Origin of the sequence: Mesorhizobium sp. M8A.F.Ca.ET.161.01.1.1, assembly GCF_004792105.1 — a bacterium.
GTDB lineage: Bacteria > Pseudomonadota > Alphaproteobacteria > Rhizobiales > Rhizobiaceae > Mesorhizobium.
Genome location: NZ_SRTD01000021.1, coordinates 38,237 through 50,595, shown reverse-complemented (window position 1 = coordinate 50,595; position 12,359 = coordinate 38,237). Strand labels below are relative to the sequence as shown.

Genomic DNA, 12,359 nt, shown 5'->3' with positions numbered 1-12,359 from the left:
CAATGGATGGCCCCACAGGCCGCGGTCGCGCCGTCGACGTTGCCGTCAGCGCACCGCCTTCTCGCCGCCCGCCGCCGTGATCACCCCTACGATGATCAGCCCGGTAAGCAGAAGCCGCACGCCGGCGCTGACGCCGAATGTGTTGAGCATGGTGAGCAGCAGCACCAGGAACAGCGCCGCGCCCCAGACGCCGGGCACATTGGCTTTGCCGCCGGCCACCGACGTGCCGCCGATGACGACGACCGCGATCGAAGCCAGCAAATATTCATTGCCGATATCGACATTGGCGCCGCGGAAATAGCCGGCGAGCAGCGCGCCGTCGATGCCGCCGAGCGCCCCCGACAGCGTGTAGGTGAGGAAGCGGATGCGGCCGACATTGACGCCGGCGAGCCAGGCGGCGCGGATGTTCTGGCCGATCGCCAGCACCGAGCGGCCATAGATCATGCGCTGCAAGGCGATGGCCGCGCCGATGGTGAACAGCACGGTGAGCATCGCCAGCACCGGAATGCCCAGCACCTGCCAGTTGGTGAAATCGGCGAAGCCCGGCGGCGGCTTGATCTGCAGCCCGCGCCCATAGCTGATGTCGACCGACTGGATGATGAAGCTCGCCGACAACGTGGCGATGATCGGCGGAATGCGCAGCGCCCAGATCAGCAGGTAGTTGATGGCGCCGATGGCGGCACCACAGGCGAGCGCCGCCAGCAATCCAACCACGATCATGGCATCGCTGCCGCCCATCACCTTCATGGCAACCGCGCTTGCCAGGCCGATATTGGCCGGCAGCGACAGGTCGACATTGCCGGGCCCGAGCGTGATGACGAACATCTGGCCGACGCCGACGATGACCGTGAACACGGCAAGCGAGAGCGCCGCCGTGACCATGCCGCCGGCGCCATAGCCGCCGGTGAAGGCGATCGTCGCCAGCCACACCAGCAGCGCACCGGCAAACGACCAGATCCAGGGTTTTGTGAGCAGCGTTTTCAGCGAAGCCATCGCTCACCTTTCCCTGCGGCTGATCAGCACCCGCGCCGCCAGCACGATGATCAGGATGGCGCCGTTGGCGGCCACCTGCCAGTCGGGCGGAATGTGCATGAAGGTGAGCAGCGGCGAGGCGGCCAGCGCCAGCGTCAGCGCGCCGATGACGGCGCCGATCGGCGAGACCCGGCCGCCGACGAACTCGCCGCCGCCGAGGATGACGCCGGCGATGGCCAGCAGCGTGTAGCCATTGCCGATATTGGCATCCGCCGAGGTGGTGATGCCGATCAGCGCCATGCCCGACAGCACGCCGAACAGGCCGGCCAGCGCAAACAGCACGATCTTGGTCTTGAGCAGCGACCAGCCGGCGCGCCGCAGTGCTGCCGGATTGCCGCCGGAGCCGCGCAGGATCACGCCGTAGGAGGTGCGCATCAGGCCGAAATGCACCACCGCCGCGATCAGCAGCGCGGCGATGATCGGGAACGGAATGAAGAGCGGCTTGAACGACATGATCGCCAGCAGCCAGTCCGGCGCCTTACCGCCGGGCTTTGGCAGGACGAGGATGGCCAGGCCCTGCCAGACGAAACTCATGCCCAGCGTCACCACGATGGAAGGCAGGTTGCGCAGATGGATCAGCGCGCCGAGCAGCGCATAGATGCCGATCGACCCGGCGAGGATGAGGACGCCGATGAGCGGCGCGTCCTTCAGCCATGTCGCCGTGACGCAGCCGACAAAACCGACAAAGGTGCCGATCGAGAGATCAAGCTCGTTGCCGGCTATCACGAACATCTGCGCGATCGTCGCCAGCGCGATCGGGATAGCCAGGTTCAGCATCAGGCTGAAGCCGAAATAGCTGATGGCGCGCGGGTTGAGCCAAGCGATCGCAAGCAACACCAACGCCAGCGACAGCGCCGGCAGCAGGCCGCGCAACAGCCGCGCCCGCGCCGCCGCGTTGCGCGCCGCCGATCCCTTGAAGCCATTGTCGATTGGCGTCGCCGTCATCTCAGGCCGCGTCGCCGAAGGAGGACTGGATGATCTTCTCTTCGGTCAGCTCGTCGCGCGTCAAATTGGCGACGATGCGGCCGTTCTTGAAGACATAGATTTGATCGCAATTGTCGAGCTCTTCGGTTTCGGTCGTGTACCAGAGGAAGGTGCGTCCGCGGCCAGCCTCCTCGCGCACGAGGTCGTAGACCTCCAGCTTGGTGCCGATGTCGACGCCGCGCATCGGATCGTCCATCAGCACGATTTCGGCATCGGAGCCCAGTGCGCGGGCAAACAGGGCCTTCTGCTGGTTGCCGCCCGACAGTGAAAAGATGTTGTTGTCCATGTCGGGCGTGCGGATGCCGATCTTCTTCTTCCAGGCATCGGCGAGTTCCGCCTCGCGTCGCGGCGAGATCAGCAAGCCGTTGCGCAGACGCGCCAGCGAGCGGATGCCGATATTCTGCGCAATCGACCATTGCGGGAAAATGCCGTCCGACTGGCGGTCGCCCGCCACCAGCGCCACCGGCGCCGTGACCTCGATGCCGGCTTTGGCGCGTGCGGTGGCACCAAAGATCCGCAGCAGCAAGTCGGTCTGTCCGTGACCGGCCAGCCCGGCAAGGCCGATGATCTCGCCGGCACGGGCGACAAGCTCCTTGCCGTCAGTCTGCCCGGCGGGCCGCGCCCGGACGCGCAGCGGGCTGGCGCCTGGCTTTGCGGCAGCGGCCTGCGCGGCGGTCTTCTGGCGCGCCTCAGCCCCGCCCATCACCGTCACCAGCCGGTCGCGGTCGAAGGCGCCAGCCGCGTCCGACGCCACCATCTTGCCGTCGCGCATCACCACGATCCGGTCGGCGTTGCGCAACACCTCGCCCAGCACGTGCGAGATCAGGATGCAGCTTTTCCCGCCGGCGACGAAGCGGCGCACGAAAGCCAGCAGCTGGCCTGCAGTGTGCGCGTCGAGCGAGGAGGTCGGCTCGTCGAGGATGACCAGGTCCAGCCGGTCCTGTGTCACCGTGAAGGCGCGCGCCACCTCGACCATCTGCCGCCGGCCGATCGAAAGATCGCCGACAATGTCCCAGGCCGAGATGCCATGGTCCGGGAATATCTCGTCGAGCTTGGCGGCGATCAGCTCGGCCGCCTTGCGCCGCCAGCCGAAGCCGGACAGCGAGGCATGGTTGATGCGGGTGTTTTCGGCGACGCTGAGATTGGGACACAGCGACAGCTCCTGGAACACGCAGCGTATGCCGAGCTGCTGCGCCCGCGAAACCGAGTAGTTCTCCTCGATGCCGCCATGCACGCCGATGGTGCCGCTGTCGGGCGTCAAGGTGCCGGCCACCATGTGCATCAGCGTCGATTTGCCGGCGCCATTATGGCCGACGAGGCCGACGCATTCGCCGGGTCCGACATGGAAATCCACCCCGCCCAGCGCTCTGACGGCGCCGAAATGCTTTTCGGCACCGTCAAGTCTGACGACGTCAAGAGTGGCGGCGCCGAACTGTTTTTCGGCGCCGCCCAGCCTGATGATGCCCGTGTTGCCTGCAGCCATGCTCAACGATATCCGTTCAGTGATGCGCTAGGCAACGCGGATGCGGCTTTCACTTGATGTTGGCTTTGATGGCCGCGATGGCATCTTCCTGGGTGTATTCGTGAGTGGCGACGCCACCCTCCTTGATCTTAGGCAGGGCCGCCTCGAAATCGTCCTGGGTGAAGGCGAGATACGGCACCAGCAAATCGTGCGGAATGTCCTTGCGGCCATCGAGCACCTGCTGCGCCACCCAGAAGGCGAGCGTCGACACGCCGGGCGCGATCGACGCCGACCAGGTCTTGTAGCCGTCCTTCTCCTTCTGTTCCTTCCACCACTTCAGCTCGTCCTGCCGGTTGCCCATGATGATGGTCGGGCGCGGCTTGTTGGCGGCGGCGAAGGCTTGCGCGGCGCCATAACCGTCGCCGCCCTGGTCGACGATGCCGACGATGTCGGGCAGCGACGGCAGGATGGTCGCGACCGCCTTCTGCGCCGTGGTCTGGTCCCAGTCGCCGGTCACCGAACCGACGATCTTGAATTCGGGATGGGCAGCGACCCCTTCCAGGATACCGGCATGGATGGCGTCGTCGATCGAGGTGCCGGCCAGCCCGCGGATTTCAAGCAGATTGCCGCCCTTGGGCTGGAACTTCGCCATCTGCTCGACTTCCTGCTTGCCCATGTCCTTGAAGTCGACGACGACGCGGTAGGCACATGGCTCGGTCACCGTGCCGTCGAAGGAAACGACGGTGATGCCGGCGTCGCAGGCCTGCTTGATGGCGCCGTTGAGCGCGTCCGGCGAAGCGGCGTTGATGACGATGGCGTCATAGCCCTGCAGGATCAGGTTCTGCACCTGGGCGGCCTGCGTCGGCACCTCCTTGTCGGCGGTGGTGAAGACATCGGCCGCGCCGACGATCTTGTCGTCGACCGCCTTCTTGGTGACGATGCCATAGCTGTCGAGCATGGCCTGGCGCCACGAATTGCCGGCGTAATTGTTGGAGAACGCGATCTTCTTGCCGCTGGTGTCGGCGAAAGCCGTACCGGCTGCGAGCACCGCCGCAAGCGTGCCGAGAACCAATAATTTCTTCATAGGATACTCCTCCCGAGAGTTGTTGATCAGTTGGCTGTCGATGAATTTTCGCGATTGCGATCCTGTTTTTTATCTATTGTCAGACAAAAGTGCAGAAGGCCGCCGAGCTGTCAACTGCAATCCGATGCGCGCCGGCGATCAACTTGCAGTGCGCTGATTGAAATGGTTTCGGTTGATGGCTAGGCATGCGGGCCAGGAGACCGAACAAGCATGGCAGTGACGCCGATTGTGCCGACGGGCGCACCGGGAATTCCCGCGCGCTGGACCTCTAGCGCCAAGAGCGGCGTCGGCGTGGCGCTTTCGCCGTCCAGTCGCGTCTGGTTCACCATCAGCCACGGCATCCTGAACGAAGTGTATTATCCGCGCGTCGACAGCGCCTGCACGCGCGACCTCGGCCTGATCGTCACCGGCAAGGATGGATATTTCTCCGAGGAGAAGCGCGATGCCGCGCACGGCATCGAGCCGTTCGGAGATGGCGTGCCCGCCTACAGGCTGGTCAACACGGCTGATGACGGCGCCTACCGGATCGAGAAGCGCATCGTGGCCGATCCGGCTCGTCCGACGTTGCTGCAGGAGATCACCTTCAGCCCGCTCAAGGGCTCCGCGGCCGACTACCGCGTCTACGCGCTTCTGGCGCCGCATCTGGTCAATGCCGGCATGGGCAACACCGCCTGGGTCGGCGAGCACCGGGGAAAGCCTGTCCTGTTTGCCTCGGGGCGCGGCACCTGCCTGGCGCTGGCCTCGTCGCTGCCCTGGCGGGACTGTTCGACCGGCTATGTCGGCTTCTCCGACGGCTGGCAGCAATTGAACCACACCGGCAAGCTTGATCCGGCTTGCCGGCGCGCCGAGGACGGCAATGTCGCGCTGACCGGCGAGATCGGCTTCACCGCCACGAAGACAAAAGCCGTGCTGGCGCTGGGTTTTGGCGCGACACCGGACGAGGCCGCCGAAAACGCCTTCGCCAGCCTGAAGCGTGGTTTTGAGCCGGCAGCGAGATCCTATGTCGAAAGATGGCACGAATGGCAGGCGGGGCTGCTGCCGCTGGACCGGACGCCCGGAGTGCCCGGGGTGAACAGCTACCGCGTCTCCACCGCGGTGCTGGCAACCCACCGGTCATTGGCCAAGCCGGGCGCGGCGGTGGCCAGCCTATCGATCCCGTGGGGATTCAACAAAGGCGATGATGATCTCGGCGGCTACCATCTGGTCTGGCCGCGCGACCTGGTCGAAACGGCGGGCGGCTTCCTCGCCGCCGGCGATGCCGCCTCGGCCCTTCGGATCCTGGAATACCTCCGCTCCATCCAGCAGCCTGACGGCCATTGGCCGCAGAATGCCTGGCTCGACGGATCGGCCTATTGGCCGGGCATCCAGATGGACGAATGCGCCTTTCCCTTGCTGCTGGCAGACGCCCTGCATCGCGCCGGCCATTTGCCGCAGGCGCGACTGAAGGCCTTCCTGCCCATGATCGAGCGCGGCGCTTCCTATGTCGTGCGCAACGGCCCTGTCACCGGCGAGGACCGCTGGGAAGAAGACGCCGGCTATAGCCCGTTCACCCTGGCCGTCGAGATCGCTGCACTGCTTGCCGGCGCGGACCTGCTCGACGCCTGCGGCCGGACGGCGGAGGCGGCCTATCTGCGCGAGACCGCGGACTGCTGGAACGATCAGGTCGAGCGCTGGACCTATGTCACCGGTACCGCCACCTGCAAGGTGGCCGGCGTCGCCGGCTACTACGTCCGCATCGCGCCGCCCGACAGCGCCGATGCCGGCTCGCCGAAGGACGGCTATGTGCCCATCAAGAACCGCCCGCCCGGCGACACGGAACGACCGGCCGAAGAAATCGTCAGCCCCGACGCCCTGGCGCTGGTGCGCTTTGGCCTGAGAGCCGCCGACGATCCGCGCATCGTCGATACAGCGAAGGTGATCGATGCGCAGTTGCGCTGCGAGCTGCCGCTAGGGCCGCTCTGGTACCGCTATAACAGTGACGGCTATGGCGAACACGAGGATGGCGCGCCCTTCGACGGCACCGGCCAGGGCCGGCCGTGGCCGTTGCTCGCCGGCGAACGGGCGCATTATGAGCTGGCGGCCGGCCGCAAGGACGAGGCGGCCAGCCTGCTCGATGCGCTGGAACGGTCGGCCGGACCCGGCGGCCTGCTGCCGGAACAGGTCTGGGATGGCGCCGATATTCCGGAGCGCGAGCTGCTGCATGGCAAACCATCGGGCAGCGCCATGCCGCTGGTCTGGGCGCACTCCGAGCATATCAAGCTGCTGCGTTCGCTGCGCGACGGCGCCGTCTTCGACATGCCGCCGCAAGGCGTGAAGCGCTACATCGAGAACAAGACCATATCGCCGTTCAGGCCATGGCGCTTCAACAACAAGATCCGCACGCTGCCGGCCGGCAAGGCGCTGCGTATTGAATTGATGGCAGCAGCCACTGTCCACTGGAGCACCGACGATTGGGCAACCGCGCATGACAGCCAGACGGTGGAAATCGCGTTCGGCATCCACCTTGTCGATCTGCCCACGGCCGGCCTCCCCGAGGGAAACACGCTCGTCTTCACTTTTTTCTGGCCCGGCACCGGCGATTGGGAGAATGTCGACTTCTCTGTCATATCTGGCGGGCAGGATAGCCAGTAGACCCTTCTCCAGGGATACCCGAGACTCTTCAGCAAACAGGGACGAAACCATGCAGATCGGAATGATGGGACTGGGCCGGATGGGCGCCAACATGGTGCGGCGTCTGATGCGCGACGACCACGAATGCGTCGTCTACGACATCAACCCGGCCAGCGTCGCGGCGCTGGTGAGCGACGGCGCGTCTGGAGCGGCCTCGATGGCGGAATTCGTCGGCAAGCTCACCAAGCCGCGCTGCGTGTGGCTGATGCTGCCGGCGGCGATCACCGGCAAGATCATCGACCAGGTCTCGGCGCTGATGGAGCCTGGCGACATCGTCATCGACGGCGGCAATTCCTATTATCACGACGCCGTCGACCAGGCCGCGAAACTCGCCACCAAGGGCATCCACCTTGTCGATGTCGGCACCAGCGGCGGTGTCTGGGGGCTGGAGCGTGGCTACTGCCTGATGATCGGCGGCCCCGACGTGGCGGTGCAGCATCTCGATTCGGTCTTTGCCACGCTGGCGCCTGGCGCCGATGCCGGCGCACCCACCCCGGACAAGACCGTCGGCACCGCACCCTTCGGTTACTTGCATTGCGGACCGAGTGGCGCCGGCCACTTCGTCAAGATGGTGCACAACGGCATCGAATATGGCGTCATGGCCGCCTATGCCGAAGGCATGAACATCCTGAAGTCGGCCAATGCGGGCAAGCGGCAACGAACGGCGGACGCCGAGACCAGCCCGTTGGAAAACCCGCAATACTACCAGTTCGACATCGATCTTCCGCAGGTGGCCGAGGTGTGGCGGCATGGCAGCGTCATCGGCTCCTGGCTGCTCGATCTCACCGCCGGCGCGTTGAAGAGCGATCCGGGCCTGGCGCAATTCGGCGGCCGGGTTTCGGATTCCGGCGAGGGCCGCTGGACGCTGAAGGCGGCGATCGACACCGGCGTGCCGGCGCCGGTCCTGTCCTCGGCCCTGTTCGACCGCTTCTCCTCGCAAGGCGAATCCGAATTCGCCGACAAGCTGTTGTCCGCCATGCGCTACGCCTTCGGCGGCCACATCGAAAAGCCGAAGGGCGGCAAGTGACGGCGACAGGGGAGACGCAGGCATGAGCCAGGAACGGTCCGACACGCTGGTGCTCTTCGGAGCGACCGGCGACCTCGCCCACAAGAAGATATTTCCAGCCCTCTACCAGATGGTCGCCAAGGGCACGCTCACCGAACCGGTGATCGGCGTCGCCTTCGACGCCTGGGATTTGAAGCAATTGCAGGACCGTGCCCGCGACGGCATCGTCAACGCGCTCGGCACGATCGACGAGAAGGTGTTCGCCAAGCTGGCGTCGCTGCTGCGCTATGTCAGCGGCGACTACCGCGATCCGGCCACTTTCGAGAAGCTGAAGACCGCACTCGGCAGCGCCCAGCGGCCGCTGCACTACATGGCGGTGCCGCCGACCATGTTCGAGACTGTCGTGCAAGGCCTGGAGCAATCCGGCACCGCGCACGGCGCCCGGCTGATGGTCGAAAAGCCCTTCGGCCACGATCTGCAGTCGGCCCGCTGGCTGAACCGTGTGCTGCATTTGGTGTTCGACGAACAGTCGATCTTCCGCATCGACCACTATCTCGGCAAGGAAGCGATCCAGAACCTGCTCTATTTCCGCTTCGCCAACGCTTTGCTCGAGCCGATCTGGAACCGCAATTACGTCGAGAGCGTCCAGATCACCATGGCCGAGGATTTCGGCGTCGAAGGGCGGGGGCGGTTCTACGACGATGTCGGCGCTATCCGCGACGTCATCGAGAACCATCTGCTCAACATCCTGCTGCTCTTGGCCATGGAGCCGCCGGTCGGCCGCTCGGCGGATGACTTGATCGACGAGAAGGTGCAGGTGCTGCGCGCCATCCGCACCCTGACCAAGAGCGATGTCGTGCGCGGCCAGTTCACCGGCTATCTCGCCGAGCCCGGCGTCGCGCCGAACTCGCCGGTCGAGACCTTCGCGGCGGTGCGTTTTTTCGTCGACACCTGGCGCTGGCAGGACGTGCCGTTCTTCATCCGCGCCGGCAAGAACATGCCCGTGCATGTCACCGAGGTGGTGGTGCGGCTGAAGCGGCCGCCGCTCGACGTCTTCGACCCGATCAAGCCCGCCGACCAGAATTATGTCCGTTTCCGCATCGACCCGCAGGTGATGATCGCCATCGGCGCCCAGCGCAAGGCGCCCGGCGACGACATGATCGGCGAGCAGGTGGAACTGACCGCGCTCGACGACTCGAAGGGCGACATGCCGCCCTATGAACGGCTGATCGGCGACGCCATGAACGGCAATGGCCAGCTCTTCACCCGTCAGGACGCGGCGGAACTGGCCTGGCGCATCGTCGGCCCGGTGCTCGGCGACACCACGCCGCCACATCTTTACGAGCCGAAGACATGGGGACCGGCGGACGCCATGGCCGGCTTCGGGCCGCCCAATGGCTGGATCGATCCGGTGGCATGAACGGAGGGGACAAGATGGCCAAGGCGGTGAAGCAGGCTGCGTCGGACACCGGGCAGGTTGTCCTTTCGGTCGACATTGGCGGCTCGCGCGTCAAGATCCTGACCAGCGACGGCGGCACCGAGCGCCGGACGGATTCCGGACCGGACCTGACGCCACGGCAAATGATCGACAAGGTGAAAAAGCTCGCCCAGGGCCTGTCCTATGACGTTATCTCCATGGGCTATCCAGGCCCGGTGCGCCACAACAAGCCGGTGCTTGACCCCATGAATCTCGGCAAGGGCTGGGCCGGCTTCGATTTCGCCGCGGAGTTCGGCAAGCCGGTCAAGGTGGTCAATGATGCGCTGATGCAGGCCATCGGCAGCTATGAGGGCGGGCGCATGCTGTTCCTCGGTCTCGGAACCGGCCTCGGCGCGGCGATGGTCTTCGACAATGTCGGTCAGCCGATGGAACTCGCCCATCTTCCCTACCGAAAAGGCCGGAGTTTCGAGGATTATGTCGGCGAACGCGGCCTGGAAAAACGCGGCAAGAAGAAGTGGCGCGGCTATGTCTTCGACGTCGTCAACCGGCTACGAGCCGCCCTGCAGCCAGACTATGTCGTCATCGGCGGCGGCAATGTCGACAAGCTCGACGAATTGCCCGCCCACTCGAGACGCGGTGACAACACACGCGCCTTCGAAGGCGGTTTTCGTCTATGGCGCGACAAGGCGCTGATCGTCTGATATTATTACAGTTTAGTATAGTCGTTCAAAATGACGTGTGATGCCGCGCCGATAGATTGCATTGCGCAGATTTGCCGACTAGGAGTTCGGCCCCACTACATCGCGTCGCGCGGGACGCACAAAGACGACTCACTTTAATTTTGCGCATCATCCTTTTTGAAAACGGCCCCATTTTCGAGGTCATGCGCCATGGATGGAGGAAATAGATTGACCGACGAAGACAGCCACGCCAGCAAGACCCTCGACCTTCTCGAACTGACCGCCCATATCGTATCGGCTTATGTCGAGAAGAATCGCCTGCCTGCGTCCGGCCTTCCCGAGCTGATCGCCAGCGTCAGCGCCTCGATCAGCGGGCTCGGTCAGCCGGTCGCTCCGGTGGCGGCACCGCTGGTCCCGGCCGTCAACCCGAAGAAGTCGGTGACGCCGGATTTCATCATCTGCCTCGAGGACGGCAAGAAATTCAAATCGCTGAAGCGTCACCTCGGCGTGCATTTCGGCCTGACGCCGGATGCCTACCGCGCCAAATGGGGCTTGCCGTCTGACTATCCGATGGTTGCTCCCAACTATGCGGCTTCGCGCTCCGAACTGGCGAAGTCGATCGGCCTCGGCCGCAAGGCCGTCGCCCCGGCGCCCGTCAAGGGCAAAGGCCGGAAGGCCAAGGTTTCGGCCTGAGCAATTCAGTCCTGAGCCAATATTTAGGACGACTGGAACGGAAGCCTGCCGGCGAAATCGCCTTGGCAGGCTTCATGTTTTTGTGGCTTGGATGAACCGGACAGGTGCTTTGAGGGGGAACTGCCATGAACTACAACAGGATGGTGATCGAGAAAGAAGCACCGGAGGAATACGGCTACGATCGTATCCGCTACAATCTTTCCGAAAGTTCGATCGCCGACCAGAAGCTCTCCGACATCGGCCTGTCGCTGCCCGACCTGACGCTTTTCTATGGCGAGCATCGTGGCGACAAGGACTTGCGCGCCCTGGTCGCGGCGCAGGATGCCGGCATCTCGCCCGATGATGTGCTGGTCACCGCCGGCGCCGCCGGCGCGCTGTTCATCATCTCGACATCGCTTCTGTCGGCCAGCGATCATCTCGTCGTCATCAGGCCCAACTACGCCACCAACATCGAAACGCCGCGGGCGATCGGCTGCGCCATCAGCTTCGTCGACCTCGCCTTCGACGAAGGCTTCGCCATTGATGTCGAGCGCGTCAGGGCGGCGATGCGGCCGAACACCAGGCTGATCAGCGTCACTTGCCCGCACAACCCGACCGGCACCATGATGAGCCGTGCCGAATTGGACGCACTGGTCGCGCTCGCCGAAGCCAGCGTCTGCCATCTGCTGGTCGATGAGACCTATCGCGACCTCTCCTATGGACGGCGCCTGCCCTCGGCGGCCTCGCTGAGCAACAAGGCGATCAGCGTCTCGTCACTGTCGAAAGCCTTCGGCATTCCCGGCATCCGCATCGGCTGGCTGGTCACCAGGGATGCTGCCCTCCAGGAAAAATTCCTCGCCGCCAAGGAGCAGATCGGCATCTGCGGCAGCGTCATCGACGAAGGCATCGCGCGCGGCATGCTGGCGCGCCGGGACGCGTTTCTGGGAAAGCTGCTGCCCGAAATGGCCGGGCGCCGCGATATCGTCCAGGCATGGATCGACCGCGAACCTTTAGTCGACTGGGTGCGCCCCGAGGGCGGAGTGGTCGGCTTCCCGCGCCTCAATGTCGAGCCCGGCTTCGACCTCGACCGGTTCTATGTCGGGCTGCTGGAAGACCACGGCACCTATGTCGGACCCGGCCATTGGTTCGAGATGGAAAAGCGCTTCTTCCGCGTCGGCTTCGGCTGGCCGACGGAGGCCGAGTTGAAAGGCGGATTGGACGCGATTTCGGCCGCGCTGCGGCAGTAACTTCCGCGTGGGCTGGACGGTGCGGACCGAAAGTCCCTTGATCCAGGTCTGAATTTGAAGCATATCCGCCCCGAACTTTTATCC

10 protein-coding genes are annotated in these 12,359 nt (G+C 64.7%); 6 read left to right on the top strand and 4 right to left on the bottom strand.

Features of this window, described 5'->3' with window-relative positions:
- Positions 1-45 precede the first annotated feature (45 nt).
- The 4 genes from EN804_RS30705 to EN804_RS30690 are packed head-to-tail and all read right to left on the bottom strand — an operon-like array spanning position 46 to position 4,562.
- Positions 46-993 carry an ABC transporter permease gene (locus tag EN804_RS30705; RefSeq protein WP_135863386.1) on the bottom strand — a complete coding sequence of 316 codons (948 nt, stop codon included), beginning with the start codon at positions 991-993 and terminating at the stop codon, positions 46-48.
- A 3-nt stretch (positions 994-996) separates the two neighbouring features.
- Positions 997-1,977, bottom strand: a complete 981-nt coding sequence (locus EN804_RS30700) for an ABC transporter permease (protein WP_127280401.1) — start codon at positions 1,975-1,977, stop codon at positions 997-999.
- A 1-nt stretch (position 1,978) separates the two neighbouring features.
- Positions 1,979-3,499, bottom strand: coding sequence for a sugar ABC transporter ATP-binding protein (locus EN804_RS30695; protein WP_246693509.1), 1,521 nt, complete (start codon positions 3,497-3,499; stop codon positions 1,979-1,981).
- 49 nt (positions 3,500-3,548) lie between these two features.
- Complete coding sequence (locus EN804_RS30690) at positions 3,549-4,562, bottom strand: ABC transporter substrate-binding protein (RefSeq protein WP_127280402.1); 1,014 nt, start codon at positions 4,560-4,562, stop codon at positions 3,549-3,551.
- Positions 4,563-4,772: 210 nt separating this feature from the next.
- Between EN804_RS30690 and EN804_RS30685 the strand changes: the two genes are divergently transcribed.
- From EN804_RS30685 to EN804_RS30660, 6 genes are all read left to right on the top strand, one after another.
- Positions 4,773-7,193, top strand: a complete 2,421-nt coding sequence (locus tag EN804_RS30685; protein ID WP_135921994.1) for a glucan 1,4-alpha-glucosidase — start codon at positions 4,773-4,775, stop codon at positions 7,191-7,193.
- 49 nt (positions 7,194-7,242) lie between these two features.
- Entirely contained in the window at positions 7,243-8,259 is a 1,017-nt protein-coding gene (gene gnd, locus EN804_RS30680; RefSeq protein ID WP_127277935.1) for a phosphogluconate dehydrogenase (NAD(+)-dependent, decarboxylating), read from the top strand.
- Positions 8,260-8,281: 22 nt separating this feature from the next.
- On the top strand, positions 8,282-9,658 hold the full coding sequence (gene zwf / locus EN804_RS30675) for a glucose-6-phosphate dehydrogenase (protein ID WP_127277934.1): 1,377 nt from the start codon (positions 8,282-8,284) through the stop codon (positions 9,656-9,658).
- A gap of 14 nt (positions 9,659-9,672) precedes the next feature.
- Positions 9,673-10,377, top strand: coding sequence for an ROK family protein (locus EN804_RS30670; RefSeq protein WP_127277933.1), 705 nt, complete (start codon positions 9,673-9,675; stop codon positions 10,375-10,377).
- 207 nt (positions 10,378-10,584) lie between these two features.
- Entirely contained in the window at positions 10,585-11,049 is a 465-nt protein-coding gene (locus EN804_RS30665; RefSeq protein ID WP_127277932.1) for a MucR family transcriptional regulator, read from the top strand.
- Positions 11,050-11,174: 125 nt separating this feature from the next.
- The gene (locus EN804_RS30660) at positions 11,175-12,275 is read left to right on the top strand and encodes an aminotransferase class I/II-fold pyridoxal phosphate-dependent enzyme (RefSeq protein WP_135921993.1); all 1,101 of its coding nucleotides are present in this window, start codon (positions 11,175-11,177) and stop codon (positions 12,273-12,275) included.
- Positions 12,276-12,359: the final 84 nt, after the last annotated feature.